Annotated in this window: 28 protein-coding genes; 10 read left to right on the top strand and 18 right to left on the bottom strand. The window is 44.8% G+C overall.

The annotated features are described in order from the left end of the window. Window positions 1-29: 29 nt before the first annotated feature. Window positions 30-515: a hypothetical protein gene (locus tag MHH52_RS05735; protein ID WP_340007201.1), complete on the bottom strand. Its 486-nt coding sequence runs from the start codon at window positions 513-515 to the stop codon at window positions 30-32. 66 nt (window positions 516-581) lie between these two features. Beyond that, window positions 582-2,561 carry a translation factor GTPase family protein gene (locus MHH52_RS05730; RefSeq protein ID WP_340007200.1) on the bottom strand — a complete coding sequence of 660 codons (1,980 nt, stop codon included), beginning with the start codon at window positions 2,559-2,561 and terminating at the stop codon, window positions 582-584. Window positions 2,562-2,761: 200 nt separating this feature from the next. Between MHH52_RS05730 and MHH52_RS05725 the strand changes: the two genes are divergently transcribed. From MHH52_RS05725 to MHH52_RS05715, 3 genes are all read left to right on the top strand, one after another. Next, the gene (locus MHH52_RS05725) at window positions 2,762-3,181 is read left to right on the top strand and encodes an SDR family oxidoreductase (protein WP_340007198.1); all 420 of its coding nucleotides are present in this window, start codon (window positions 2,762-2,764) and stop codon (window positions 3,179-3,181) included. Then, window positions 3,111-3,305 (top strand): hypothetical protein, encoded by a 195-nt coding sequence (locus tag MHH52_RS05720; protein ID WP_340007196.1) that lies wholly within the window; start codon window positions 3,111-3,113, stop codon window positions 3,303-3,305. The genes MHH52_RS05725 and MHH52_RS05720 overlap by 71 nt, the downstream gene beginning before the upstream one ends. A gap of 86 nt (window positions 3,306-3,391) precedes the next feature. After that, the gene (locus MHH52_RS05715; protein ID WP_340007194.1) at window positions 3,392-4,360 is read left to right on the top strand and encodes an S-layer homology domain-containing protein; all 969 of its coding nucleotides are present in this window, start codon (window positions 3,392-3,394) and stop codon (window positions 4,358-4,360) included. Between the two features lie 82 nt (window positions 4,361-4,442). Here MHH52_RS05715 and MHH52_RS05710 read toward each other — a convergent pair whose 3' ends face one another. Continuing rightward, the gene (locus MHH52_RS05710; RefSeq protein ID WP_340007191.1) at window positions 4,443-5,192 is read right to left on the bottom strand and encodes a hypothetical protein; all 750 of its coding nucleotides are present in this window, start codon (window positions 5,190-5,192) and stop codon (window positions 4,443-4,445) included. Between the two features lie 166 nt (window positions 5,193-5,358). On the opposite strand from MHH52_RS05710, the gene MHH52_RS05705 reads away from it, so the two are divergent. Beyond that, window positions 5,359-6,411, top strand: a complete 1,053-nt coding sequence (locus tag MHH52_RS05705) for a UvrB/UvrC motif-containing protein (RefSeq protein WP_340009508.1) — start codon at window positions 5,359-5,361, stop codon at window positions 6,409-6,411. A 354-nt stretch (window positions 6,412-6,765) separates the two neighbouring features. Here MHH52_RS05705 and MHH52_RS05700 read toward each other — a convergent pair whose 3' ends face one another. After that, window positions 6,766-8,121 carry an aspartate aminotransferase family protein gene (locus MHH52_RS05700; RefSeq protein ID WP_340007189.1) on the bottom strand — a complete coding sequence of 452 codons (1,356 nt, stop codon included), beginning with the start codon at window positions 8,119-8,121 and terminating at the stop codon, window positions 6,766-6,768. 485 nt (window positions 8,122-8,606) lie between these two features. On the opposite strand from MHH52_RS05700, the gene MHH52_RS05695 reads away from it, so the two are divergent. Both MHH52_RS05695 and MHH52_RS05690 read left to right on the top strand, forming a co-directional pair. After that, window positions 8,607-9,263 carry a hypothetical protein gene (locus MHH52_RS05695; protein WP_340007188.1) on the top strand — a complete coding sequence of 219 codons (657 nt, stop codon included), beginning with the start codon at window positions 8,607-8,609 and terminating at the stop codon, window positions 9,261-9,263. 54 nt (window positions 9,264-9,317) lie between these two features. Continuing rightward, complete coding sequence (locus MHH52_RS05690; protein ID WP_313640816.1) at window positions 9,318-9,941, top strand: methyl-accepting chemotaxis protein; 624 nt, start codon at window positions 9,318-9,320, stop codon at window positions 9,939-9,941. 94 nt (window positions 9,942-10,035) lie between these two features. On the opposite strand, the gene MHH52_RS05685 is transcribed toward MHH52_RS05690, so the two are convergent. From MHH52_RS05685 to MHH52_RS05625, 13 genes are all read right to left on the bottom strand, one after another. Further along, window positions 10,036-12,264 carry a Tex family protein gene (locus MHH52_RS05685; protein WP_340007187.1) on the bottom strand — a complete coding sequence of 743 codons (2,229 nt, stop codon included), beginning with the start codon at window positions 12,262-12,264 and terminating at the stop codon, window positions 10,036-10,038. 118 nt (window positions 12,265-12,382) lie between these two features. After that, window positions 12,383-13,582, bottom strand: a complete 1,200-nt coding sequence (locus MHH52_RS05680; protein ID WP_340007186.1) for an MFS transporter — start codon at window positions 13,580-13,582, stop codon at window positions 12,383-12,385. A gap of 175 nt (window positions 13,583-13,757) precedes the next feature. After that, window positions 13,758-14,366: a TetR/AcrR family transcriptional regulator gene (locus MHH52_RS05675; RefSeq protein ID WP_340007184.1), complete on the bottom strand. Its 609-nt coding sequence runs from the start codon at window positions 14,364-14,366 to the stop codon at window positions 13,758-13,760. 157 nt (window positions 14,367-14,523) lie between these two features. Continuing rightward, entirely contained in the window at window positions 14,524-14,874 is a 351-nt protein-coding gene (locus tag MHH52_RS05670; protein ID WP_042124727.1) for a type II toxin-antitoxin system PemK/MazF family toxin, read from the bottom strand. A gap of 3 nt (window positions 14,875-14,877) precedes the next feature. Then, the gene (locus tag MHH52_RS05665) at window positions 14,878-15,159 is read right to left on the bottom strand and encodes a CopG family ribbon-helix-helix protein (protein ID WP_025698676.1); all 282 of its coding nucleotides are present in this window, start codon (window positions 15,157-15,159) and stop codon (window positions 14,878-14,880) included. Between the two features lie 214 nt (window positions 15,160-15,373). Next, the gene (alr, locus tag MHH52_RS05660) at window positions 15,374-16,555 is read right to left on the bottom strand and encodes an alanine racemase (protein WP_313640820.1); all 1,182 of its coding nucleotides are present in this window, start codon (window positions 16,553-16,555) and stop codon (window positions 15,374-15,376) included. A gap of 189 nt (window positions 16,556-16,744) precedes the next feature. After that, window positions 16,745-17,830, bottom strand: a complete 1,086-nt coding sequence (locus MHH52_RS05655; protein ID WP_340007180.1) for an outer membrane lipoprotein carrier protein LolA — start codon at window positions 17,828-17,830, stop codon at window positions 16,745-16,747. Between the two features lie 235 nt (window positions 17,831-18,065). Continuing rightward, on the bottom strand, window positions 18,066-18,239 hold the full coding sequence (locus MHH52_RS05650) for an aspartyl-phosphate phosphatase Spo0E family protein (protein WP_340007179.1): 174 nt from the start codon (window positions 18,237-18,239) through the stop codon (window positions 18,066-18,068). Window positions 18,240-18,252: 13 nt separating this feature from the next. Then, complete coding sequence (locus tag MHH52_RS05645) at window positions 18,253-18,906, bottom strand: hypothetical protein (RefSeq protein ID WP_340007178.1); 654 nt, start codon at window positions 18,904-18,906, stop codon at window positions 18,253-18,255. Between the two features lie 139 nt (window positions 18,907-19,045). Continuing rightward, on the bottom strand, window positions 19,046-19,672 hold the full coding sequence (locus tag MHH52_RS05640) for a helix-turn-helix transcriptional regulator (protein ID WP_340007176.1): 627 nt from the start codon (window positions 19,670-19,672) through the stop codon (window positions 19,046-19,048). Window positions 19,673-19,930: 258 nt separating this feature from the next. After that, entirely contained in the window at window positions 19,931-20,689 is a 759-nt protein-coding gene (locus MHH52_RS05635; RefSeq protein ID WP_340007174.1) for a DUF3600 domain-containing protein, read from the bottom strand. Then, window positions 20,676-21,263, bottom strand: coding sequence for a sigma-70 family RNA polymerase sigma factor (locus tag MHH52_RS05630; protein WP_340007171.1), 588 nt, complete (start codon window positions 21,261-21,263; stop codon window positions 20,676-20,678). Before MHH52_RS05630 ends, MHH52_RS05635 begins: the two co-directional genes overlap by 14 nt. Window positions 21,264-21,712: 449 nt before the next feature. Then, window positions 21,713-22,036, bottom strand: a complete 324-nt coding sequence (locus MHH52_RS05625; protein WP_340009506.1) for a DUF4367 domain-containing protein — start codon at window positions 22,034-22,036, stop codon at window positions 21,713-21,715. 81 nt (window positions 22,037-22,117) lie between these two features. On the opposite strand from MHH52_RS05625, the gene MHH52_RS05620 reads away from it, so the two are divergent. Beyond that, entirely contained in the window at window positions 22,118-22,537 is a 420-nt protein-coding gene (locus tag MHH52_RS05620) for a MarR family transcriptional regulator (protein WP_340007170.1), read from the top strand. A 67-nt stretch (window positions 22,538-22,604) separates the two neighbouring features. Here MHH52_RS05620 and MHH52_RS05615 read toward each other — a convergent pair whose 3' ends face one another. Continuing rightward, on the bottom strand, window positions 22,605-23,561 hold the full coding sequence (locus MHH52_RS05615) for an IS30 family transposase (RefSeq protein WP_340003901.1): 957 nt from the start codon (window positions 23,559-23,561) through the stop codon (window positions 22,605-22,607). Window positions 23,562-23,755: 194 nt separating this feature from the next. On the opposite strand from MHH52_RS05615, the gene MHH52_RS05610 reads away from it, so the two are divergent. The 3 genes from MHH52_RS05610 to MHH52_RS05600 all read left to right on the top strand — a co-directional run bounded on the left by MHH52_RS05610 (window position 23,756) and on the right by MHH52_RS05600 (window position 26,416). After that, on the top strand, window positions 23,756-24,400 hold the full coding sequence (locus tag MHH52_RS05610; RefSeq protein ID WP_340007168.1) for a hypothetical protein: 645 nt from the start codon (window positions 23,756-23,758) through the stop codon (window positions 24,398-24,400). A 103-nt stretch (window positions 24,401-24,503) separates the two neighbouring features. Beyond that, the gene (locus tag MHH52_RS05605) at window positions 24,504-25,637 is read left to right on the top strand and encodes a stalk domain-containing protein (RefSeq protein WP_340007166.1); all 1,134 of its coding nucleotides are present in this window, start codon (window positions 24,504-24,506) and stop codon (window positions 25,635-25,637) included. After that, a complete protein-coding gene (locus MHH52_RS05600) occupies window positions 25,634-26,416 on the top strand; it encodes a TatD family hydrolase (RefSeq protein ID WP_340007165.1) in 783 nt (260 codons plus the stop codon). The genes MHH52_RS05605 and MHH52_RS05600 overlap by 4 nt, the downstream gene beginning before the upstream one ends. Window positions 26,417-26,681 lie beyond the last annotated feature (265 nt).

Here is a 26,681-nt window from a genome sequence, read left to right as displayed (position 1 = left end):
ACGTTTCAGTCAGTCCAATATTGACATTACTATGAATAATAACCACTTAAAGATTCTCTAAAGACATCTATAGGTTGATTATAATCAATAGGCTTGTGTATGAAGGTATTCAACCACTTATTCCTCTCATACAAGCTGTCGAAATCACGGTCAACCGTATTGTAGAATGTTATTTCATTCATTGTTCCAAGAACACTTTTATTGTTTGTACGAGATATAGTTATTTCTCCTGCCTCTAATAAATACTGATTAATGAGCTGCTTCTTAAAACCCTCCTGCAACAAATACTCCTTAAGTTCTGTTCTGAACTTTTCTACCAATTTATCAGCTTGTCCACTTCTTATTCCATCCAACACTATACATAATCGACTTTCATCATGAACAAATAAAATGTATTTTTTTCTGAGCTGCATAATATTCACATGCCAACTAAAAAATGTGGCGACGTCTTCCACTTCTACTGGAGCTACTTTCAGATCTTTTAATAATTTTTGAGTATATCTTAGTACTAACATAACTATCACGCTCCTCACCTTTTCTCCTTAACCCTTACTAGGTCATAAAGCCCCTCTAATTTCCGCTTAACCTTGCAGTGCCTTGCGCACGCTTAATATATATTTTGCCTGATCTAGCGGATTCACACCCCGGCGGGTGCGCTCAGCGGATATGTCTGGTGGAGATTCTTCATAGCCGGCAAAAAAAGAAGTGAACGTGCTACGCCCCTTCGTATAGGAGCTTAAGCTCACGGGATAATCGAGCGACGTTGCCAGCGGCAAACGCCCTTCGATGATCATCCGTTCGCCTTGCAGCACTGGCGGTTCGAACGTGCCGCGCATCTGAACAAGGTCGTTCATTACCCGACCACCATTCTCCTCAGGGACCACGATGCGAACCTGAAGAATTGGCTCCAGCAGCTTAGTACCTACCCGCGCGAGTCCATCCATAATCCCCATAGGAGTCGCTACGGCAAAATCCAGCGGATGGGTATGCCACACATGGTGCTGGCCTTCAATCAAAGTTACTTTCAGATCGGTAACCTCCCAGCCGTACAAACCCTGCTGCAACGCTTCCGGCACACGGCGTGCGGTCTCGCTCTGATATTGCGGCAGCAAATCAGAACTCCGAACTACCGAATCGTAGACTAACCCACTACCTGGAGGACCTGGCTCAATAAGAAACCGCAGAATCGCCCAGCATGGCTTCGGCATCGTATAAGCAATAAAGCCCTCTCCCGTACTGGCAGGAGTTTCTTTATAAATGACAGAAGGCTGACCAAAGGTAACCTTGAGACCATACCGTTCCTCTAGAACACTGTTCAGAATCTCAAGCTGGATAGGTCCCATCACTTTGATATGCAGCTCCCGCTCATCCTGCAGCCACTGGGCATCCAAGAGCGGATCTTCATCCGCCAGCTCCTGCAATGCTCCGATAACCTTATGGTCATCCATATCGGTTCCCCAGAATACACGCACCGTTAGCAGCGGCACAGCAAGCTTCGCTTCCTCTGGAATCGCACCCGGATGACCGAGCACATCACCGATTCGCACCCCTGAAAGACCGTAGATTACAGCGATATCTCCCGCTTCAAGCGCTCCGACATCCTCAGTACGACCACCTTCGACCTTGCGGATCTGGGTCACTTTTCCCTGAATATCTTGCGTGTAGTTCATCACCGTATCGCGGTTACGGATTGTCCCTTCATAAAGACGGACAAACGCCATCCGCCCCATGCTTTTATCACGCTGAATGTTGTATACAATGCCGGATACCGGGCCCTCAACGTTTCCACCGGCTCGCGGGAAATACTCAACCATCGCGTCCAGCAATGCAGTAATGCCAAGACCCTTGGCGGCGACGCCATAGACCATTGGGAAGAAGCGTCCTGAAGCGGAAGCTTTCTTCATATATTTTTTCCATGCTGCAAGATCAATAGGACTGCCTGACATATACGTCTCCAGCAGATCTTCATCCCGTTCAGCTAACGCTTCCAACAATTCGGTCTGTGCAGCAGGACCGGCTTCGCTCCCCCACAAATCTCTTGCCCCTATGTACTCCTGCTCTTTGACCATCGGTTGTTGAACTGGAATAATATCACTAGATAAATAATTACGCGCCTGCGCCAGCACAGCTTCAGGGTCAGCACCTACACGGTCCATTTTGTTCATAAAAATCAGCGTGGGAATTCCGAGCTTCCGAAGCGCGTTCCAGATCATCTCACTTTGGGCTTGGACTCCTTCTACCGCCGACAAAATAAGCACCGCACAATCCATCACACGCAAAGAGCGTTCCACCTCTGACAGGAAATCTACGTGCCCCGGTGTATCGACGAGATTGATCTGCACGCCTTTCCAAGTCAAAGAAGCCAATGCCGCCCGTACCGATATCCCCCGTTGCCGCTCCACATCCATAGAATCCGTCAATGCTGTCCCACTGTCTACACTGCCGAGCGCTCGAATGCGACCACTTTCATATAAAACATGCTCCGTTGTCGTCGTCTTCCCGGCATCTACATGGGCGAATATCCCCACATTAATCCGTTCCAACCCCTGCTGCTGAATCATCTATAGTTCCCCTATCATGAGCTAGATTTAATGGTACACATCCTTATGTTCAATAGTAATATATCCCTCCCTGTTGTTCCACTCTTCCACATCAAAATGGTTCGTTTCAGATCCGCCGGGTATGTAATTACTATTAGGAAATCCAATCACCGAGGAGGAAGTTCATCATCAAAGATAAACGTTTGTAGGATAAAGTTGCAGTGGTTACTGGCGCAGTCTCAGGCATCGGAAAAGCTTCAGCCATACGGTTTGCCCAGCACGGAGCTAAGGTATATATGCTTGACCGCACCCCTGAGGAATCCTATGAGACTAAACTTGAGATTGAATCCATTGGAGGCTCAGCTACAGTAATTAAATGCGATGTTTCCAATCCAGATCTTGTCGAAGAAAGTATTCGTAAGGTTGGGGATGAGGTACAGAAGATTGATATTATTTTTGCTAATGCCGGAATTAATGGTACTTGGTCTCCTATCGAAACACTTGATATTGAAGAACATCGGCGCTTCTGCGTACTCATCTTCCAAGGCTGGGTAAGTCGCTTTTATAAAAATGGCTGCACTAGAACTAGCGCAATACGGCATCCGTGTGAATGCGGTCTGTCCTGGATCGATCGACACTAAAATTGGGGATAATAAACCTGAGCAGGTTGCCATCCTAGTATTATTTCTCGCCTCGAATGAATCCTTTCATGTGACGGGAACTGAGATTTATGTAGATGGTGCCGAGTCACTCCTGCGCGGATAACGTTTTACTTGAATCTTTACTATATTTTTAATTCCATGCAACATTTTGGTCTAATCTACCATCTAAGACTATGGAGGTGACGCATAATGAAAAAAACAATTTTCATCAATAATGCCAAAAAAATGACGATAACCTGCTGCATTCTGGCAGCAAGCCTGTCATTTGGAGCATCCGCTTTCGCTTTTTCGGATTTGAAAGGCGATCCTGCGGAAGCAAAAATAAACTCCCTGCATAAAGAGGGGATTATAAATGGAGTAGACAAAGATAAGTTCGCCCCTAAATCTAAAGTGAGCTTTGCGCAAGGGATACAATTCATCGTCGGTGGTCTGAATCTGACTCCGAATCCAGGAGCGGGTAGTAGCTCTTCCAAAGCTAGTGATTATTTTGATAAAGTGAGCGACAAATCCTGGTATGCTTCAGCATTCGTGATTGCTAAGCAGAATGGTCTCTCACTCGATCGGACAATCGACCCTAACGGAACCATTACACGTGCTCAGTTCGCCCATTTATTGACTCAGGCGCTACAGAGTAAAGGTAATTTCCCTGTTACACTGATGTATGTAAATATTTCAGATGGCGATAAACTCTCTACAGAGGTCATGAACAGTCTCCAGATCCTTCTGAATACGCATATTGCGACGCTGGATAAGAACGGTAAATTCCGGCCAAATGATGCAATCACCCGCTCAGAAGCAGCCGCTATGACCTATGATGCAGCTGCTTTTGCCAAACGCGTAATTGTGTCTAATGGCAGTCCCACTACTCCAACCTACGAGACTGAGGTTACACTAACCAAAGCAGGGGAAGGGGTAAACAAAGCTACACTAACCGTCAATAACCTACCGAATCCTGGTTATGGACTTGTAGTAGAACGTATTGAATTCGGTAAAGACAAGACAGCTGTAATTTATTTTAGTATGACTGCTCCTGAGCCAGGTAAGATGTATGCACAGGTGATCACAAAAGCATCAGTTGTCACTTATCTGCCAGAGGGATATAACGCGATCGCTAAACCTGTATCCGGATCTGCATCTTATTCTTCTAGCGCCATGTAATAAAAGCTATATAGAGACTCGCTTTAAACAGCTAAACAAACAGGCCATGTTCCCTAGGGGAGCGTGGCCTGTTGTCTTACTCTCAGGGTGTCCATTGATCATGAATAATGCCTACTAGTGCATGGTCCTCTCCGATCTTCTCGAAAACTAAACGTAAGCTGCGCCAGTCCATCCCCTCCACCGAAGGATCGATGCCATCAATATGATATTCAACGAAATCATATTGATCCTTAGGATACACTTCGTTTAAGTTATTAAGGGTCGTTCCTTGCCCAAGCCCCTTATTCACTGCAATCTCGGCAGTCTGAATGAAGTCCGCATCATAAACAAACTGTTTGTAGTAATCTGCGAATGTCATCTCAATTAAATCACCAGAGCCGGCGAACGATCGCCAGACCCGTTCCGTGGAATCTTTCATTAATCCTTCCACCTCAGATTTGGTAAACATAATATCATTCTTCGTATCTACATAAGCGTAGGGAGAGAATCGGAGTCCTTTCTCAGAATGTACCCATGCGGCCAATTGGTTCATATCCTTGTCCCTAAGGGATTTCATCACTGTAGACGCCGCTTCCGTTACTGATGGTGGAAGTCCTTCCTGATCCTGAGGCTGATCGGTACTCGATGGTTCCTGCGTCTCCTGTGACTGCTCCGTTCGGGTTGGTTCTTGTGTCGTCTGCGATGGCTCCGTTGAGGTCAATGGTTGTTCCGATTGAGACTGTTCTTGTGTCTGCTTTGGATCTGTTCCCGTTTCAGGTGTTACACTGCAGGCCGTAAGCCATAACATGCTCACCATCAGAAGCATTCCTCCAATGTTTCTTGCACTGTGCATAAGATCCCTCCTCACCATTTGAGTTTTCCTTATTTAGACTTATTTGATCAAGCGAAGGTTGCAAGCTTATACTAAAACTATCAAACCAATCTTATGAGAGGACGGGGTTACTATCGATTTATCAGAAAAACTAAAGAGCCTTCCCCTGACTCCTGGCGTGTATCTCATGAAGGATGGCCTCGGCCATATAATATATGTTGGCAAGGCAAAACAGTTGAAACGGAGAGTAAAGTCCTATTTTCACTCGAAGTCTCATTCCCCGAAAGTGAAGCAGCTCGTTCGAAATATTAAAGATTTGGATATTATCCTTACAGATACCGAATTTGAAGCTTTTATGCTGGAGTGCAAATTAATTAAAGAGATCAAGCCCATGTACAATAGAAAAATGAAAAATCCACAAGCCTATACGTATATCGTAATAGAAGCGGATGACAAGATGCGTTCGTTAGAGATAACCTATGATCCTGCTGACCAAAAAGGTAACCATATTTGGGGTCCCTACACAAGTAGAAGTACCGTGGAACGAGCCGTGCAAGGCATCAAAGAAAGCTCGAAAATCCTTTGCAGCAACCCTAGCTTCAAAAATTCCTTATGCTTAAACCATTCGCTTGGCTTATGCATAGGGATGTGTGCAGGTGGAGAAGCCATCGTTCAATATAATACAATCATTGATAGAGTTATAGCCTTACTAAACGGCACGGATTCTAGCATCCTCGAAGATATGGAGCAGAGGATGACGGAAGCCGCGCAGAACTATGACTTCGAAACGGCCGCCAAATATAGGGACTATATTGGAGCCATCAGCTTCCTGATTCACAAAGAGAAGGTCATCGAATTTGCTGAAGAGAATCAGAATATCGCAATCCTTGAGGCTATGAATGAACAGACCCTTAAACTCATTCTACTGAAGGGCAACCGCATCCTGTCGCATACTAAGCTCGAATACGATCAACCCGATATTACCCACCTACAAGCCGTTATTACATCAGCGATTATGGACACTTTCTGCGGTGAACTTAACCAGGCCCCGGCAGCAATTACTCGCCATGAAATTGACGAAGCACAAATTATATACAGCTATTTAAAAAGCAGCTCCTGCAGCTATATCATCGTTCAAGAAGATTGGCTTGCAACCGACAATCATTCCCGTCTAGACACTGCGGTAGACGAGCTGTTGCGGATCTTTTTAAATGCTGCTCCATCCCATTCGTATAATTAATTCACCTCCTGTATAACATGTACTTGATATTTTGAACTTTAGGTATGGGTCGTAACTGCGGTGAATGTTTGGACTTCCGGCTGCTGTTGTCTTCAGATTTCTTGATTTTAACCGCTATTAGCGGTAGAAATCTGAAGACAAAGGTGGATGCTATCGCTCCTACAGTTCCAAAATCCCCCTCCGTCACTTTCACCTTCTGTACACATTCCTACGTACGATTTATCTTCAATTTGAATCCCTCAGATCTCTGGATTAGCCATGCCTAGCAGGTACTTCACTCCTTGAACCTCAAAAAAGGTTCCTTCAACCCCATATACGGAGCGGAAGAAACCTGCTTCGGAACTTACTTATACCTCAACTATATTTACTCAATCCCTCATCCAGAAGATCAACAGCAAACGTTAATTGCTCTTCAGATACAATAAGCGGGGGATGCCATGTGATGCAGTTCCCTCCAGACAACTTAAAAGAAAGACCATTCTCCAAGCAATAATACAGGACTCGCTCAGCTAATTCCTCATCCTTCTCTTTGGTCTCTCTGGACTTCACAAGTTCAATAGAGATCAGTAGTCCTGCGATTCGAATATCTCCGATGCAAGCATGCTTAGCCCACAGCGCGTCCAGCTTCTGTCTTACAAAATCAGACCGGCTGATGCATTGTTCCTGCAGCTTCATATCATCGATATAATCAATGGTGGCACAGATTGCCGCACTTCCTAACGCAGGTTTCTCATGGGTATAGTGACCCAAAGAAATATCCGCCGCACAATCATATTGCGTTTTGGTAAGCACCGCCGCCTGCGGGATCCCCCCTCCACCTAACCCTTTTCCGAGCACGAGGATATCCGGCTCGATCTCAAAATTCTGATGAACGTAGAGCTTTCCGCTTCGCATCAGCGCTGTTGGAATCTCATCCAAAATCAGCAGAATCCCATATTCATCACATATTTTTCTTAATCTTGTGAAGTAGGATATAGGCGGGATATGTGTATCCGTCGCCCGAATAGGCTCAAGTAAGATCGCCCCAATCTCTCCCTCATGCTGAATCATATACTCCAGATAGTCGAGGCAAAAGGTGGCAACTGCTTCATGGGAATGACTTCCCAGCAGGTTGCGGTATCCGTTAAAAGGAATGGCTTTCAGCATCCCTGGCATTTGCGGGCCCATATCCTTTTTAAACACATATTCTCCACCGACAGCGATCGTGTCCAGCCCCGCGCCATGAAAGGACTCCCACATGGAGATGACCTTATGCTTCCCCGTCCGTTTGCGAGCAATCTTAAGGGCCAGACCTACGGCTGCACTCCCGGAAGGTGTGAATAATACTTTATAGTCCTTTGAGGTTGTTTTGTTGATTAAGGCTTCTGCAGCTTTCACCGCAATATCTGCTGTGAATCTTCTCGGAATGAACGGCAGGTCTTCGAGCTGCTTTCTCACTGCTTCAGTGACGTAAGGATTCTTATAGCCAATCTGATGAATACTATTTCCATGAAAATCAAGATATTTGCGTCCATTCACATCCGTGATGTAACATCCCTCAGCATCTACGATGCTGTTCAAGCACGGCGTTGACATCGATTGTCGCATAAATGCACGCTCATCCGCTTCGATCCTATCCACACTCACAGCGCTTAACTGGGTCGTCCACTCTGTCCGCAAGGGGCTAAAGTTGATGTCGCCTTCCCTTTTTAGTTCAAGATTATCTCGCATGAGGTCTGATTCCTTGAGAAATCAGGACATTTATTCGCCCAATCAGCTGAGGCGCTCACTCATCGATTGAATCGTAAAGTCTGCCCTGTTTTGTATAAGGAAATCAGGGAATATCTCCCTATAATTCAACTGATTCGGTAGCAAATATAGATATTACCCCGATTTATGGGGAGAAATTCCCTCTTTCCATTGATTTTATGCAATTATCGACTTTTTTCAGGGAGATTTTCCCTATAATCTTGCTCTCATCTCCTAAACAACATAGTTCGAACTTTGTTCTGAACATAACATCATAGACATCATTTCAGGAATCACTTAAACTAAAAAATCAGAAATATACTATTACATGATGGAGTGAGAATATGCCCATTAATCAAATGTCTGAGTTACACCAGCGAAACAAATTAATTATGTATTTGTTTTGGGGCTGTTTGCTGTTGGGCTCGATTTCGCTTTACAGATTTCCGCAAACTATAATTTCGATTATGTCAGCAGCGCTTCCCCTTGGTTTATTGTGTACGATACTAATTTGGAAACGTGTGGCTACCCCCTATATTATGTACATAACAGCTATTGGCTTTAACATCATTTCATACTTCTACATCGATGCAGGGACTAACATCATAAGCACTTTTATTCTATATTGGGGACTAGGCATCGTATCCCTCTATCACAACTATCGTCCATTACTCCTTAATGGTGTAATGTCTTGGATCTTACTCAACTATTTCCTTATGACAAAACCAATTTATGCTTCAGTAGATGTGTTAAGAATTAATGCACTTCTCATCGCCATGATACTGGTTCTGATCTATCAGAGTCAGATTGGTACGAAAATGTTCAAAAATATGTCTAAGAGCAGCAGCGAAGCTGAACGTGCTAAAGTGGAAATGGAGACCATTCTTACAGGTGTTACTGAATCCGTAGGAGTTCTGAGTCAATCTAGTAACCTAATGCATAACAACGTATTGACAACAGATCGAATTTCCAAAGAAGTCGTAACCGCCTTTCAAGAGATAGCCAGTGGAGTGGAATCACAAGCACAGAGTGTTAGCGATATCTCAAATGCCATGCAGCAGTTAAACGAATCAGCTATGCAGGCAAATGCTGCATCCGTCTCAATGAGCGAAAGAAGCCGTTAAACGGATCAAATCACGCAAGAGGGGCAAGATGAAATCGTTCGTTTAACTGCAACTATGTCAGAAGTTACGGATATCGTAACGAGTACTGTTGGCTTGATGACACAAATGAATGAAGAAAATCAGAAGATTGAATCGATTGTTTCCAGCATCGTGGGGATTGCTGAGCAGACGAATCTGTTGTCGTTGAATGCTTCCATAGAAGCTGCCCATGCGGGAGAACATGGCAAAGGCTTCGCAGTCGTATCCAATGAAATCCGAAAATTGGCACAGAACTCCTACAATGCATCCGCTGACATTACTCAGATTCTGAGAACCATTCAAAACAATATTGCGCAGGTTGGCGATATGGTTTCTAACGGTTTGCTTGTTGTAGAATCAGGAAGAAATTCCACAGATGATATCGCTCGTTTGTTCGAGGGCATACGGAATAATACACACCAAGTGCTTGAACAAGCGGAAGACTTGAAGGATCGGAGTGACCACATCCGGCACGCTTCTACCCTCGTACTAGGTGAGGTCAATTCAGTGGCTGCAATTACTGAAGAGAATACAGCAGCTATTGAACAGGTCCTTGCGAGCGCTGAGGTCCAGCAACAACATGTTTCTGAAACGGTGGTCAGCATCAGCAATCTAAATGAATTAGCTTCTAAGCTAGACAATTTAACGAGACCATCATAGGTAAAGCTGTTTCAATACCATTCATTCAAACGAAAAAAGCCATCTACTCCTCACCGAAGTAGATGGCTTTCTCTGTTTAAATCATTAACTTTATTTAGCTAAGACTTCCCGCCTCAACACGCGGCGGACGCATGGTCAAGCTGACCCTGCCCTTCTTCAGGTCAACACCCATCACCCAGACGGTGACATTATCTCCTACGGAGACAACGTCCATCGGGTGCTTCACAAAGCTGCCGCTGAGCTGGGAAATATGCACCAGCCCATCGTTCTTGATGCCGATATCGACGAATGCGCCGAAATCGATCACGTTGCGGACGGTTCCCTGCATCTCCATGCCGGGAACCAGATCCTCAATCTTCAGCACGTCGGTGCGGAAGATCGGCAGCGGCAGCTCCTCGCGAGGATCGCGGCCCGGACGCTGCAAGCTTTCTAGGATGTCGCGAAGCGTAGGCACGCCGACATCCAGCTTCACAGCCAGCTCCTCGGCATTTTGTGCCTCCAGCTGTGAAGCCACTTCTTTGCTGCCAAGCTTATTCACATCGAGGCTTAGCGCACGGAACAAGCGATCCACCACCGGATAAGACTCGGGGTGAATGGGCGTGCGATCCAAGGTGTTATCCCCACCAGGAATCCGTAGGAAGCCGATACATTGCTCATAGGACTTCGCACCCAGACGAGGTACCTTCTGCAGCTGCTTCCGAGTCGTGAACTTGCCGTTCTCTTCACGGAATTTAACGATATTCTTAGCAATCGTTCCGTTAACGCCAGCCACGTAAGAGAGCAAGGCTGGAGATGCTGTATTCACATCCACACCCACATGGTTAACCGCCGATTCCACTACGGCCTTAAGACTCTCTTCCAGATGCTTCTGGGAGACGTCATGCTGATACTGCCCCACGCCGATGGCTTTCGGGTCGATCTTCACCAGCTCTGCCAGTGGGTCCTGCACACGGCGTGCGATAGAAGCCGCACTGCGCTCTGCCACATCCAGATCCGGGAACTCCTCCTGCGCCAGCTTGGAAGCAGAATAGACACTCGCACCAGCCTCATTAACGATCAGATAGGCCAGTTCTAGATTACCAATTTCGGCAATCACTTCTGCCGTAAATTGCTCCGTCTCACGAGAGCCTGTACCATTACCGATAACAATAAGCTGAATACCGTACTTGGCGATCAATTCTTTGAACTTAGCAGCGGCTTCGCGCTTTTTGTTATTCGGCGGAGTCGGATAGGTCACGGCTACTTCAAGCAGCTTACCAGTATCGTCTACAACGGCTAGTTTACAGCCAGTACGGTATGCAGGGTCAACACCCAGCACACAGCGTCCCTTGACTGGTGGCTGCAGTAGTAGGCTACGTAGATTACCAGAGAAGATCGAAATCGCTTGATTCTCTCCCCGTTCGGTCATCTCCCCACGAACTTCACGCTCCACGGAAGGAGCAATCAGACGTTTGTAGGCATCCTCAGTCACTGCTTCTAGCAGCTCCTTCACTGGGGATGGGCCTTTAATGATCTTCCGCGCAATGTAAGCATGAATTTTGTCAGTGACAACCTCAATGCCAACCTTCAGTATATTCTCCCGTTCACCGCGGTTAATGGCGAGTATACGGTGAGGTGGCATTTTGTGTACAGGTTCACGGTAGCTATAGTAGTTCTCGTATACGGTTTCCTGCTCTGCATCCTTAGCTTCAGACACAAGGATACCCTGACTTGCCGTATATTGTCGAACCCAAGAGCGGATCGCAGGATCATCTGCAATGTTCTCAGCGATGATATCAAGTGCGCCTTGAAGCGCTTGATCTGCAGTCTCCACTCCTTTTTCAACATCTATATATTTCGCAGCCTCGGTTTGTGGGTCCCCTTGTCTCTGCTGCTCCATAATCCAGTTTGCAAGCGGCTCTAAGCCTTTTTCCTTCGCAACACTAGCACGAGTCTTACGCTTCTGCCGGAAAGGACGATACAAGTCCTCCACTTCCTGAAGCTTGACCGCATTGGTGATTTGTTCATGAAGTTCCTTGGTCAGCTTGCCCTGCTCTTCAATATTGCGGATAACGTCTTTCTTACGTTCGCCCAAATTGCGAAGATAAGCCAGGCGTTCTTCAATATCACGCAGCGCATTCTCGTCCAGCTCACCCGTCATTTCCTTCCGGTATCTGGCGATGAACGGAATCGTATTCCCCTCATCCAGCAGTCCAACCGTTGTACGCACCTGCTTCAGGCTAATGTTCAATTCCTTGGCAATCGCTACAGTAATCAATTCCTGCTCCCGCTGTGCGGCCGCCTCATCCGTAATGACTCCCGTATTGCTGTTATCTACCGTCATTAGTATCCCTCTTCCCGTACACAATCTGCTTATACAATTCTTGTTCTCATAACTAAAATAGTATCACAGATCGGCTCTGTTCCAAAGTCCAGCCTAAAGAGGAGGCAGATTCAATGGTTTACGCGCGTTGTCCCATTCCCCTTTTGCCAGAACTAAGTGACAACACAAAGCATAACGCTAGAACAAACGCCGAAGCCACATATGGGAAGTTAATACTAAGATCAAAAAGATACCCTGCAACGATAGGCCCTGCGATATTTCCAAGACTCGTATAAGCAGAGTTCATCCCTGCTACGAAGCCTTGCTGCGATTCCCCCGCCATTTTGGATAGCTGAGTGCCTACCGCTGGTCGCAGAATATCCATTGCAAAGAATACGATAAAGGTAACCGCAATAATTGCCCAAAAGCCACTTACAAACAGTGTCAGTAGAATAAACAATGCAGCAGTCAAAAGACAAGTGGAGATCACCTTATTCTCCCCGAATTTATTCAGAATCCAGCCAAAGGCGGATACCTGCACCACAGCACCAGCGATCGAACCAAAGGTAATCACAAAAGCAATATCTTTAGGAGTAAAGCCAAATTTATGGTCCACGAACAATCCGAACACCGTTTCATAATTAGCCAGTCCAAAAGCCATGACAAATACAATAATTAACCCAAAAAAGTACGGTTCACGATAAGAACGCATCAATTGCGTGAAGAAGCTCTCCTGATTATTTTTCAATACCTTCGCTTCCATCCGTTTCTCTACAGACAGAGACTCAGGTAAAATCAAAATCGTCACTAGAGCTACAACCCCAGCCGCACCCGCTGCACAGAAAAACGGTACCCGCATTCCAAGCTCAGCAAGATAACCGCCAATCCCTGGACCGATAATAAATCCGGTAGTAATGGCTGCATTAATAAGCCCCATTCCTTTAGCTCTCTCTTCAAAAGAGGTCGTGTCCGCTACATAAGCCATAACTGCCGGCATAATTAATGCAGCTCCAACACCACCGAGCAATCTTGAAACGAACAAGAGCCATGACACGTTCGCCAGACCAAAGAGCAGCTCTGAAAAAGCAAACACAATCAGACCCGCCACAATCACTTTTTTTCGGCCGATTCTGTCGGATAACCTGCCCGCGAATGGCGATACTAATAATTGGGCAAGGGAGAATGAAGCCACTAACAGTCCAACGGTACTTCCGCTGATCCCAAGTTCATTCATGTAAGTAGGCATTATAGGGACTACAAGCCCGATTCCTGTAAAAGCAAGAAAAATATTAAGCATAACAAGAAGCATAGCGCCTCTGTTTCTAAGTAGTAATGACATTGTGTTAACCTCCGTGGTTTCTAAAGCCAAGTTTTCGAAGTAGTATTCCTGTAGAGACCGACCATCCGGTCTAAATAATAGCCAAAAAAATAGTCCTTCCAATTCCGGTGCCTTCAAGAAGCTTCAGCCTTCAATGATTCCTGAATGTAAAGCTTCTTTCACGCCCCACTATATCTTACCCCGTACATATCCCTTGTAATAACAATCGTACTGATTCCCGGTAATACTTTTTGATATCATCCGGAGTCTTTTCATGAATGGAGTATTCGGAAACTCTCCCGATCCCTTCGAGCATGCCATTTACAATAATTACATAATCCTCTAAGTCTCCCTTTATAAAATACCCCGTGTCCATGCCTTCCTTCAGAAGATCGCGACACGCATGCGAGGCAGCCTCATATAAAAGAGCAAGCCGCTTAGTGATATCCTCCGGATGGGCTCTACTTCTTGAGAATTCCTCAAGCGCCCGAATCAACGGATTCTGAAAATCATTTGCATAGTGCTCGGCTAATGCATACAAACGCTCTTCAACACCAACAATTTCCTTCTTCTTATCCTCCCACGCCTGTAGCCACTGCGCCGTATCTTCTTCCACTACATATAGAAAAAGTTCATCCTTACTCGGAAAATGATGATATAAGCTGCCTTTACTGACATTCGAGGCTGCGCAAACTTCATTCATGGTTACAGCTGCATACCCCTTCTGAACAAACAGCTGCGTGGCTTTAAGTACAATTCGTTTTTTTGTTTCTTCTCCATCTGAACGTCCTTTGATTCTAAGCACCTCCTAAACCGACCGTACGGTCTAATATTATCAGATCATTTTAAAAAAGTGAAGACATATCGTTTCTAATTTCCAGTACAAGAAAATGTACATATCAAAAGACGCTCGGATTCGTACCCGAGCGCCTATCTCATGGATTATCTATAACCCTAGGTGATTAAAAATCAATCAGTCCAAGGCTGATTTGCAGCGAATCATCCACCTTCTTCATAGTCTCATCATCAAGGTGGGTGATCTTGTCAGTTAAGCGTTGTTTGTCAATCGTCCTAACCTGCTCCAGCAGTATAACAGAATCTCTGTCAAAGCCATGAGCTGCTGCGTCAATTTCCACATGCGTAGGTAATTTAGCCTTCTGGATTTGGGCCGTGATTGCGGCCACAATTACCGTCGGGCTAAAGCGATTGCCAATATCATTCTGGATTACCAGTACTGGCCTTACTCCGCCTTGCTCAGAACCTACAACCGGCGAAAGATCAGCAAAAAAAACATCGCCACGTTTAACGATCAATGTCTACACCCCGCTTACTAAGCGGCCAAGAGTGCTGTCTGCATCTTCCTCCGCGAGGAACGCCTCGCATGCCATGGTCAAGTTGATCTTAGCCATTTCCATGTAGCCGCGCTGCATGGACTCCCGGATAGAACGTTTCCTCCGTTCGCTCAAATACAGCTTCATGGCCTGCCTAATCAATTCACTCCGGTTGGAATTCTCCAATTGAACAATTCCGTCCACTTCCTGCAAGAGATGATCGGGCAAGCTGATCATGATTCTTTTGGTGTTCTGCAAATTGGCCACCTTCTCTTCCACCCCCACAAACCTTCTGCCCTTGTGTTCCAGTGTTGCAATATACAAGGAATTTTATACAAGGAATATATGCCGCCAGTATATCAAGTATGCTGCATCCCATTATAAACTAGAAATGGTGGTTCGTATAGGCTTTTAGTCATATCTCCTAAAACGATACAATTCCTTCTATTTTCTCCCTTGAATAACATCACTGTCAAGAACTTTAAGATTGTAGCAGAGCATTTACTAATTTAGGAAGTGTGCCTTCACGGATATAAACGCGGGGCACCCGATGAGCCAGCATGCAAATTACCTCGTAGTGAATCGTTCCAAGATGGAGAGCCAACTCGTCTGCCGTGACCATCACGTCAGCTTGACGGCCGATGAGTACAACTTCTTCGCCTGCTTTAATTTGTTCCGCTTCTTCAGCGAAAGATTTGAGTGATACCATACACTGATCCATGCAGATTGTTCCGACGACAGGAACGCGGCGTCCACGTATTAACACCTCCGCTTTGCCAGTTAGCATGCGGGAATATCCATCTGCGTACCCCACAGGTAGCGTTGCGATAATCTCCTCGCTGTCTGTGACGTACCGAGTGCCGTAGCTGACGCCCCAATAAGGAGACAGGCTCTTCACATATACAACCTGCGTCTTCAGCGTCATTACCGGATGTAGTTCTACCAGTTGACGGTTCACCTCAGTGGAGGGATAGAATCCGTACAAGCTGATGCCTACCCGCACCATGTTGCTGGATAAATAAGGTGAATCAATGGCCGTAGCGCTATTGCCCGTATGTATGATCGGGATCTGAATGTTCTGCTCCCGCAGCGTTTCCGCCACGCTCATGAACCGTCGATGCTGTTTCAGTGTATAGCTTTTGTCTTGTTCGTCTGCCTTGGCAAAATGGGTAAACAAACCCTCCAGCTCCGCCTGCGCAACAGACTGCACTTCAGAGATAAATGCAGGTGCGTCCGCTGGTAAAAGACCCAGTCTCCCCATCCCGCTATCAATCTTGATATGCACCTTCAGCCGATGTTCCGGATCTATAGGAAGCTGTCTGATAGCCTCTAATACTTCCGGTGTGAACAGTGTTACAGTTACATGGTTCTCCCAGGCAACGGCTATTCCTTCTGGAGAAGTGTAGCCAAGCACCAGTATAGGAATCAGTATTCCCGCCTGACGCAGCTCCAATGCTTCATCCAAAAAAGCCACACTAACATAATCTGCTCCGAGTCTTTCCAGTTCCCGTGTCACTTCCACTGCTCCATGGCCGTACGCATTTCCTTTGACGCATCCCATAAACTTTGTCTCTGCCGGCAAGTAGCGGCGAAAGGCTTCGTAATTGGCACGCAATTCATCCAGATTAATTTCGGCTACTGTCGGTCGATAGCTTGCTTGCACTTCAAAGTCACCTTCTTACGTTGTAGTAAAACGTCATAGCTGCATTGTATTGATTATTGTCTTAGTACTCATGGTAATGCTACGGAAGGTGGCTGTCAATGTGTGCTAGAGCCCCGGCAAATATAGAAAGGCGGATACTACGTTGTAGAGGAAAGAATCCCACAAAACGCAGTATCCGCCTACTTTATATTATTTACCCGATTGTGCCTCCATAGAAGCGGCAATTTGCATCATTTCGTTAACAGGAAGATTAGCACTTGTAATCCTGTACTCTATACCCTCAGACATCCAAGTCAAAGTCTGCTGCTCATCACCACTCAGAAGTCCTGCGGTAAAACCAAGATCTATCAGTGTTCCAGGAGCCAATGCTACTGCACGGTCCAATGGACGGGCTTCCATAATGGTGTATTGATAAACCCCATCATACCGGATGAGAACGGCATGATCTTTGTTGCCCTCCATTTTATGGGAGTCCTTCAACTCAACACCTGCCGGAACATACCCCGGTTCAATGATCCCAAAGTCACCAAGTTCAGCAGCGACAGGTTGCCCCTCCTGCTCCTGACCCTCCGGAACTACAACTGGATTTCCATTTTCATCAACCTCAGCTACTGTGCTTTCTGAAGCAGCACCTGTGGTCATATTCTTTTGCATATCAAAAGAATCCTTAGTGAAATCCGTATCGAATTTAAAGGTGTTAAACTTCACATCCACAACTACCTTGGCTTCAGAATCAGAGACTTGAACCTGTTTAGGCTCATAAGTCTTTTTATCCAGCCAAATCTTCTGCCGCACAAGGGCATTGCTTTGATAATTCGCGGCTACTTCGAACACATAGTTATCTCCATCTTCCACAAATTGACGATTGTTATCTGAGACAATGCCCCGAACTAGCGTCTGGTACAAATAAACCTGACCTTGATTGTCCGGCCAATCACTCTGGAAGCGGAAGCTCTTATTCATACTTGGTGTGAGGACGAACACTCCTTCATCATTACGAAGCACGATCTGCGTAATATCCTTCTGAACATTCGCCAAGCTGATCCGGTAGTAAGAAGGATTCTTGTACCATACCTCTACCTTATACTCCTGCGGCTGTTCGCCGGTGAACAGGGTCATAGTGCCTGAAGCTTGGTACGTTCCCTGCTTACTCTCCAACTTGTCGGCCACATTGTTCAAATCCTTGACCACGGAAGCGGCATCCTTCTTCCCGCACCCCGTCATCACCAGGGCCACGCTCATAATGATCGCGAGTACCCATATTGTCCGGCGCATGACATCATCCCCTTAACCTGTTTTGAATGCATTGATTAGTACATGTCTATGAGGGACTTGGCCGCAATATGCAGACGGGCATGACAAGCATGGGGCTTAGATTTATTTTTCAGGAACATACAAACAAAAAAAGCCCACGCATAACGCTGGCTTTATGTTTTATACAGAAATGCAATAACATTATGTAGGTCTTATCTTTTGAATAGAGAGCAATTTATACGATCCGTTTCTTGTTTCAATTCTCGTTATCACTATGTATGGCTTTATTGTACTGATTGATTAATTCATCCAACCTCATCGACTGTCTGATCACATTTGGATGTAACAATCCTCCGTATTCCCTTTCCATCAAATAAAGTTTGGCTCTAGCACCCTCTATTCTTTTTTTGATAATTTCTGGATTATTCATTAACACAACCTCCTCAAATTAATATACTAGAGGTATATGTCAAATTCCAAATTTTACAATGAAGTGCAGTACTATAAAAAAGTGTTCCAAGGGATACTAGCCTGCCAATAACAAAGCCATTTTTCTTTTGGTTGATTGTCTGCACCTTACTAATTAGATTTTGATATTCCTTCAGTGTTTCTAAGGATGCTGTATGTCGAAGTTGTTCGAACATTCCTGCACACTTTATTATACATGACTCGCTATTGATTTTTACTGAATATTCTAAACTTTCCATTATATAATCCATGCTAATCTCAAATTGATTCCTATTCATATAATAGAATGCTATTTCAGCCATCAAATTAGTATATCTATCTTCGAAGATTTGTTGATTATAGGATCTAATCTCTAGCTGATGATCTCTACAATCTGATATTTTTTGCTCAAACTGTTGAAGAATATCATCCACGTTAAATTGATAGTAATTAGCTGCTTGAAGGATTTTGAACAGACCTGAGGGGATCTCTTCCTTTCTTTGTTCAATGTATGCCACATATTCCGGAAGCACCGTTACATCCCCTTTTAAAATTCGCAGCAAGTAAATATTAGCCCGTGCCCACTCCATACATTGATTCATAAGCTGCAGAGCTTCTTCCGTGTCTTCACCAATCCAGCTCTTATCCATGTAAAGGTTAACATAATGTAAAGCTCTATCATAATTTCCAAGCTCTCTATAAACTACTGAACGTAAAACGTAAGAATATAGAATATATGAGAATATTGGTATTTCAGGTTCTTTTTGGAGCCTACTTTTTCTGGCCCGGTCATATTTGGAATGATATCAAAGCACTATATGTATTCGCCAAATCTTTCAGCGCATTGAGTTGGTCCACCTCATCAAGCCGATTAACAAATCCTTCAAATTGCACAGCCGCTCGCAAATTAGCATCCTGATCCTCACCCAAAGCGATCGTGAACAACCTGTATTGGCAAAGAGCCAACCGCTCTGAATGCTGATACTTCTCACTCTCTGCCACACTCTGATATAACATCGCTGCTGCTTCATGCTTCCCTTGCACAAAAAAATCTTCCGCAGTATCGAATAACGAAGGCATATAAGATAAGCTGTCCATCATGATCCCAACTACCCGCGCAATACATTCTAGCTTGTCTAGTTCTGCACAGCGAGATAGAAATGGCCGAAGTCGCCTCCAATTCGGATTGGAGTGTACAAAACACTCATCCACATACAGATCATAGTAGCTTCCTTCTTCTAATCCCATACCTTCTGTAATCCGATCTAATTGCTGCATGGCTATAGGACGATTCCCATTGATGATATTACTGATCGTGCCTGAATTTACTTTAGACACCTCTGCGAACTGATTGATCGTTGTCCCATGCTTCTTGAGATAGTCCGCCAGTTCTGCACGAATGGTCATCTGCTTCATGATCAAAGCCACCTTCCGCCAACATAATTCATATATAAGTTAATAGTATTTTAATAAAAATATGTCTAATTATTCCATTGGTCAAATGCTTTTTTTTTCTATTACTTTTCATCATGCAATTATTCAGTGAGCAATGTATAGACTTTAGATTAGAAAAAGATAAAAACCACCAGAATGCAAGGTGTAATAGACCTTTTCTGATGGCTTTTCTTATGATAATTCTATCCATAGTTATTCAATACATGCATATAAATTCAACTAAGAGCTAGGCTTAACCATTAAATCTATCTTTTTAACATAAGGGTCGAGCGCTTCCATTAACTTCTCTTGGTTTTGTATCTCCTCTTTCGAAAGCCGTTCCATATGAACACTGCCATCTGAATCAAATACCTTGGCATCATAGCTTTGTAACTCATTTATTAATCGTTCGATCTCCTGAAACTCCTCTTCGCTAAGGTTTTGCTTTGCTTTTTCAAGCAGGTTATTCCAGAAAGTATTTCTATCGATGGATTGTGCTGATGCCTTAGGAGTTTTCACTTCATTCATTTGTTGGAAATAAGGTTTAAGCTCCGCTTGTAAGTCTTTATATGCCTTCTGATCCTTTGCACTTAACTGCTCTAAGTGAAAGACTCCTTCAGCATCGGCCATTTGCAGATTGTAAACACCCAATTCCTTCAGTAAGGACATCAACCTTGTAAATTCCTCTTCGTTAAAGCTTTGCTTCGCGTTTTGCAGTTTGGCCTCAAGCCTATCATATTGTTTCTGGGTGACTCCAATCGTAGCAGCGGTTGCCTGCGAACCATACATGGTGTCTGCCAAATAATGATATCCGGCATAAACTCCAGTAGGAATTAATAGTGCAGCCGCCATAATACTTGCCACGAGCCATTTCTTCATACGTCTTCCCCCTTGTTTGGCTACGGTCCTATTTAGTATTTGCTCCTTCAGTTCCGGTGGGGCACTTAGGTTTCTCGCCTCTCCCTGCAGAACTGTCCGTAACTCTTCATTGAAATTCATGCAGGTCCTCCACCTTTCCCTTAAAAAGAGTATGATTGTCTGGCTTTTGACGAAGCTTGTGCAGTGCAGCATGAATACGGGATTTCACCGTTCCGAGAGGGATACCCAGTATCGCAGCACTTTCTTCCTGCGAATATTCGTTTAAATAATGCAGAATAATCACCTGCTTCAGCTTAAATGGAAGACGATCTACACTTGCTAGCAGGCGACGGTTAGATAACCTGTCCACGACATCATTCGTAAATTCGTGTTCCATGATCAGATCAGCATGTTCTGCCTTTTTGAGGATTCGGAGATGCGTCCATCTCTTCCTCCGATAGGCATAAATTTGCCGCATAACCAATCCCATAAGCCAAGGCCTAAAGGGGCGGTCCACGTCGAATCTTTCAAGAGACCGGTGCATCTGAAAATAAATATCTTGAACAATATCATCCACATCGAATGGTTCACGAACGAGGAAATGAACGGTTTGATACACATCCCGGATCGTTGCATCATATAACTCACTGAACGCTTCACGACTGCCGGCTTGCGCAAGCGTAATGAGCTTAGAATTTTTAATTGGATGTTTCATCCGCCGCTCCTCCTTCGGTCTTACACTATATATTGGTAAATAGAGGATATATCGTTCGATCTATTTTAGCAAAATTAAAAAATATTCACTTAATAAAGGGGGGAATCTAAATCCTGAAGTAACTACCTCTTAAATAAAGTGATTGATAGTAGGGAATATATTAGTAATACTTACCTATAATTTGGTCAAAAACTACCTGCATAGAGAGCTTATACGGAATAGCTCCCTATAAATTCGAAGAAAACCCTTAATTATGCCCAAAACCTATGAATTATAGGGAGAGATTCCCTATACCTTTTGATTATAGAGTTAAAATACAAAATTACATGGAGAATTTCCCCTTTAGATGACTTTTTCGACATTCAAAAAGCCCGCAAAATGCGGGCTTCCAGTTTAGTTGCATTCCAATCAACAGCATAAGCCACCTGCCACTTACTTAATCTAATCGATTAGTGGATAGACTCTGCTACTTTGATCAAATCATCCTTATCCAAGCTAGCTGATGTTACACCGTATAACACACCATTAGCTTCCCAGTCTACAGCTTTGCCATTATTCAATACAGCGTCAACTCCGTTTATTTTCGCGTTTTCTATTGTACCGTTTGTCGACATTTCATACGCCGTTTCCTCATCAGCATGCCGCTGCTGCATAGTAATAATCTCATCTGTGGCTTCATTTATAAAATATAAATCAATATATTTACTATTAATTACTTCACCGTTATCGTCCTTATAAAACTCTGCGTGATCAAATGCATAACCATCCGGCAGGTACTCCAGAAACCTCTTAACTTGACAAGCTTATTATAGCTTCTATATATTTTAAGAACTAAAGTAAATTGGAGCGTGGCTATGAGCACAGAGCAAGATAAACAATATGCTATCCATAAGGTTATGGAATCCATGGCAAATGTGCAGCAGAAATCCCAGTTTTTCATTGATATGATCACCAAACAGGAAACCCTGACTCACAATCAGATTCTGCTGCTGTTCCAACTCCGGCTTACAGGAAGCTTGAACATTACTGACATCTCCGAACGATTCGTTATTACACCGGGAGCCGCTTCCTCTATGTGCGATAAGATGGAAAAAGCCGGTCTTATCGAACGGGTTCGGACTAAGGAAGACCGCAGAGTCGTAAACATTGTCCTTACAGAACAAGGCGATCGGCGGATCCGTCATATTTTCGAGGCTTTTCCTACCTCAGATCTGGATAAAATCTCCGAAACCTTAGAACAAATAAATGACCTAATGGATAAAATGATGAACTAGTATTTTTTGTTATACACACTGCCTGTCAGGAAACTGACGGCAGTGTTTTTTTATGCTTGACGGATTGTCAAGCTAAGTGCGACACTTCGGACATGAAAGATTCGTGAGCAGACTTCCACCCCAGACATTTCCGGGGGCGGTGGTTGATGAGATCTAGGGCGTGGGCAAGCTCCTCATCTGAAACTTGTGCAAAATCATGGCCTTTGGGAAAGAACTCTCGAAGGAGTCCGTTGCCATTCTCGTTAGACCCTCGTTGCCAGGACGAGTAGGGATCAGCAAAGTAGACATCCAGTCCATGAAAGGCTTCCAGAGCGCTATAGCAGGCGAATTCCTTTCCTCGATCCGCAGTAGCCGTTCGGAAAGTTTCTTGCGGATACTGGCTAGCCACAACACCAAAGGCGATCTCCATCGAATGAGCGGTACGGTCGGGCATCTTTACGGCCAGATACATCCGTGTCTTGCGCTCGATAAAGGTCGCGGCACAAGCACGGCTTTTTCCTCGGCTGGAAACCACCGTATCTAGTTCCCAGTGCCCGAAGGAATCTCTCTTTCGTACTCCCTTTGGCCGTTGACTAATGGTTTTCCCCACGAGGAATCGACCACGTGTCTCCAGTGGTTTACGTCGTTTACCCTTATGCCGTAGCACCTTTACTTCGCCTGCAACCAGACGACCTGCATATAGCCAACGGTAGATCGTCTTGAAGCATACGAAGGGTTGACCACTGGCTCTACGCTGTTCAGCAATCTGCTCGGGCGACCAGGTAAGTCGGAGTTTCTCATTGATCTCTCCGGCCAGTTCCGCGGTGAAACGACCTGTCGACTTACTCCCTTGTCGACGTTCGCTATACGCGATCTGAGCGGTCTCAGCAAGATAGGTATTTCCCTTGCCTCCTCGCTTCCGTTCTCTGGCAATGACGGAGTGATGACGTCCAAGTTCTGCCCCAATCGCTCGACTAGACCATCCCAATCCGTATAGTACTTCTAGTTTGCTTCGCTCCGTTATGCTAAGATGAGTGTAACCCATGGTGTGATTCTCCTTGTGTGAATGGTGTGTGGTAACTTCATTCTACACGAATCCCCATGGGCTTTCTCTGTTTAGCTGTCGCACTTCATATTACAATCCGTCGCTTATAAACACAAAATACTATATTGACTATATATTATAATAAATATATATTTTAATAACTAAAATACATTCCGAAAGGCGGTTCCCTATAAATGTCCAATGATTATGATACTGAATTCAGAGAAATGATCGGTCCACCGCTGAAAGTGAGAGGTTCACTGTTCCTCCAAGAGGATGTTCGTGCGGTTACCGTCGATGTTGTCGGCCATTTAAGTACGCAGAAAAATATTGCCACATCTAATCTAAAAGTATCAGGTGTATGTTCGATTGGAGGTCACTGTAGGGCAAATCAGGTTAACAATCTGGGAAGCCTCCGTGTTCAGCATATCCAAGCAGACAGACTTCAATCGTCAGGATACTTATCCGTAGCACAAGATGCTGTAGTCGAAACCTTTTATGCCGAAGGTGCTGTGAAGATCAATAGATTAATCGCTGGTACATCGATTGAGATTCGTTTAGGAAACAAAAGTACACTTGAGGTCATGAGATCTAGCGGCACCATTACTGTTAAGCCATCTTCCAAGCTAATTAATGCGCTGATGCACTACTGCCGGAAGCTTACCTGCGAAACAATTGAAGGAACTAGCATCACATTATATCGAACGACAGCTGATCTCGTCTGCGGTGAAGATATTTTCATCGGACCGGGTTGTTCCATTGGGGAGATCCGCTATAGCAAAAGTCTAACGATAGATCCTCGATCGCATGTTGATCGGACCGTCTTTTTAAATAAATAGCAAACGTAACAAGCTTGTCTCTGCTTTGTTTACAGAAAGTGACCTACAACGCGCTGATTTATTCTATACTTAAGGGGACTGGACTTTATCCTCGGAGGTAATTATGAATAAAATCATCGTAATCGGAGCTAGCACGCTCTTTTTGGCCGGATGCGGAGCATCGGCATCTATAGATATGGATACATTAATGGCTATTAACCAAACACAAACTACTGAAGCACCACTGAAGCTAATCGTTGACGGCGAAGCCGTTCTTCCCTCTCTCCCGCCTTTTTTCTCAGGTGATAAGGTCTATGTACCTGCAAAAGTACTAAAGGAGTACTACTCGTCAGAACAAAAATGGGATAATACCTCGAAGACCTTAACCATCTCTGATGGAAGTAGTAGATATGTTCTGAAGCCGGACAATGAGTATATGCAAGGTGACGGATATCAAAATGCGCTGGGGGGACCTGCGATTCTACGAAACGGCAATTTCTATATTCCGGCCGATTCATTAAACAGTCTCTCCGGAGCGGATGTGAAGCTGAATGCTTCGCAAACCGCAGTTATGATTACATCAGGCAGCGTAAGCACTACCGTGCGTAAGCCTAATCAAGCGCTCGCTATCGCTGAAGAGAACGATAAAGTTAAGTTATATACAGTCCTTAAAGATGGTGATACCTACAGAGGATTTATTGTAGAGGTCAATGGGACAAAGCATACTTTTAATTGGAAATCACCCAGATTACTAAATGATCCTCCTCAGATTCATTATGCTGACATAGATAAGGATGGGCAGGAAGAAGTCATTGTCATACTGCCGCTCGGAACAGGTACGGGGATGTCCATGCAGGAGATTCACGTTGTTAAGCCTAATTCGTGGAAAGAAGTTACTATCCCATCAGCAGAAAAAGCTGCTACTGCGCTTGTCTCGTCAACGATTTCCAAAGAAAAAGGAGATCTCCTGATTAAGATCCAGATGAAAGGCCCAACTCCATCCATGGTCACTTTGCGACTTCCGGATCGTGCGAAGGACGGCAATTTCGATGAACAAGCAGGCATTGGTGCTGTTACTTACTACATGGTGGAGGCTGGAAAGCTGAAGGCGGAAACTAATGTTTATATTGGATTTTTGGAGAGTATTGGCACGCTAACGCTTGTATACAAAACGGGAAATGATGGAATGGAACCTGAATCTATTCACTTTGATCCTCATGAGGAGTATGCCTCTTACATAGAGGGTAAGCAGCTATGATTGATGCACATATACATTTAGAGCAATATGAGTACGAAGCTATGGAACAGATGCTGAGTGGGCTGCCTAACATGGGAATTGAAGCGCTGATCGCCGTCTCCATGAATTTAGATTCTTGCGTTCGCACCCAAAGTCTTGCAGCTACATATCCCGGTGTGGTCCGCCCAGCTTATGGATTTCATCCCGAGCAGCCACTACCACAGGAAGATGAGCTATCCACTCTATTGGAATGGATTGAGAGTCAAGCTCGGGAGGATTTTATCGCTGTGGGTGAAATTGGATTGCCTTATTATTCGCGTGCTGAAGCACTAGAGCGTGGCGAAGCCTTTGATATGGAGCCTTATATTCAGCTTCTTGACCATCTGCTAGGACTTGCCGCCCGTCTGGATAAACCAGTTGTGCTACATGCTGTTTATGAGGATGCGCTAATTGCCTGTGATCTACTAGAGAAACACAATATTAAGCGTGCTCACTTCCACTGGTTTAAGGGCCCTGAAGAAGCCATTGCCCGTATGATTAAGAATGGTTACTATATCTCTTTCACTCCTGATGTCCAATATGAGCCGGAGATTCAGGAGATTGCCCGCCGCTATCCGCCAGAGCTTGTCATGGTGGAAACCGATGGTCCTTGGCCGTTTGAAGGGCCTTTTGCGGGTAGAGTCACTCACCCATCTATGATTCGAGACGTCGCCGCCGCTTGGGGAGCGCTCCATGGCTACACCCCTTGCCAAGCGGAAGAGATACTGACTGCGAATACTAAGCGATTCTATAGCTTGTAGATAGAAGAAAGGCTGGTCCCTAGCTAACATGCCCTAACGCCAGGCTACCATTATGAATGAAAGCGTCTTGGCCTGTGAATCCGTAAATCCCATAATGGAAGTACAGGTCATAGGCCGAATCTTACTTGATCTAGACCTTAAGCTTTGATTGATTCAGTAACATTTTCGCGTACGAAGCCGCTATCGGACACAGCGGACCTTAAACGCAGCAATATCCTACATTTGGAATGGTAACGGACCCCAGAGTAGCTATTGGCATAAAAAA

Source organism: Paenibacillus sp. FSL K6-0276 (genome assembly GCF_037977235.1).
GTDB lineage: Bacteria > Bacillota > Bacilli > Paenibacillales > Paenibacillaceae > Paenibacillus_AQ.
This window is presented reverse-complemented; position numbering and strand designations above follow the sequence as displayed.

Coding starts and splice junctions, on each gene's coding strand:
- MHH52_RS05735 (WP_340007201.1), bottom strand. CDS start 515: ATGTTAGTACTAAGATATACTCAAAAATTATTAAAAGATCTGAAAGTA.
- MHH52_RS05730 (WP_340007200.1), bottom strand. CDS start 2,561: ATGATTCAGCAGCAGGGGTTGGAACGGATTAATGTGGGGATATTCGCC.
- MHH52_RS05720 (WP_340007196.1), top strand. CDS start 3,111: ATGGCTGCACTAGAACTAGCGCAATACGGCATCCGTGTGAATGCGGTC.
- MHH52_RS05715 (WP_340007194.1), top strand. CDS start 3,392: ATGAAAAAAACAATTTTCATCAATAATGCCAAAAAAATGACGATAACC.
- MHH52_RS05710 (WP_340007191.1), bottom strand. CDS start 5,192: ATGCACAGTGCAAGAAACATTGGAGGAATGCTTCTGATGGTGAGCATG.
- MHH52_RS05705 (WP_340009508.1), top strand. CDS start 5,359: ATGAAGGATGGCCTCGGCCATATAATATATGTTGGCAAGGCAAAACAG.
- MHH52_RS05700 (WP_340007189.1), bottom strand. CDS start 8,121: ATGCGAGATAATCTTGAACTAAAAAGGGAAGGCGACATCAACTTTAGC.
- MHH52_RS05695 (WP_340007188.1), top strand. CDS start 8,607: ATGTCAGCAGCGCTTCCCCTTGGTTTATTGTGTACGATACTAATTTGG.
- MHH52_RS05690 (WP_313640816.1), top strand. CDS start 9,318: ATGTCAGAAGTTACGGATATCGTAACGAGTACTGTTGGCTTGATGACA.
- MHH52_RS05685 (WP_340007187.1), bottom strand. CDS start 12,264: ATGACGGTAGATAACAGCAATACGGGAGTCATTACGGATGAGGCGGCC.
- MHH52_RS05680 (WP_340007186.1), bottom strand. CDS start 13,582: ATGTCATTACTACTTAGAAACAGAGGCGCTATGCTTCTTGTTATGCTT.
- MHH52_RS05655 (WP_340007180.1), bottom strand. CDS start 17,830: ATGCGCCGGACAATATGGGTACTCGCGATCATTATGAGCGTGGCCCTG.
- MHH52_RS05650 (WP_340007179.1), bottom strand. CDS start 18,239: ATGAATAATCCAGAAATTATCAAAAAAAGAATAGAGGGTGCTAGAGCC.
- MHH52_RS05645 (WP_340007178.1), bottom strand. CDS start 18,906: ATGGATAAGAGCTGGATTGGTGAAGACACGGAAGAAGCTCTGCAGCTT.
- MHH52_RS05640 (WP_340007176.1), bottom strand. CDS start 19,672: ATGAAGCAGATGACCATTCGTGCAGAACTGGCGGACTATCTCAAGAAG.
- MHH52_RS05635 (WP_340007174.1), bottom strand. CDS start 20,689: ATGAATTTCAATGAAGAGTTACGGACAGTTCTGCAGGGAGAGGCGAGA.
- MHH52_RS05630 (WP_340007171.1), bottom strand. CDS start 21,263: ATGAAACATCCAATTAAAAATTCTAAGCTCATTACGCTTGCGCAAGCC.
- MHH52_RS05620 (WP_340007170.1), top strand. CDS start 22,118: ATGAGCACAGAGCAAGATAAACAATATGCTATCCATAAGGTTATGGAA.
- MHH52_RS05615 (WP_340003901.1), bottom strand. CDS start 23,561: ATGGGTTACACTCATCTTAGCATAACGGAGCGAAGCAAACTAGAAGTA.
- MHH52_RS05610 (WP_340007168.1), top strand. CDS start 23,756: ATGTCCAATGATTATGATACTGAATTCAGAGAAATGATCGGTCCACCG.
- MHH52_RS05605 (WP_340007166.1), top strand. CDS start 24,504: ATGAATAAAATCATCGTAATCGGAGCTAGCACGCTCTTTTTGGCCGGA.
- MHH52_RS05600 (WP_340007165.1), top strand. CDS start 25,634: ATGATTGATGCACATATACATTTAGAGCAATATGAGTACGAAGCTATG.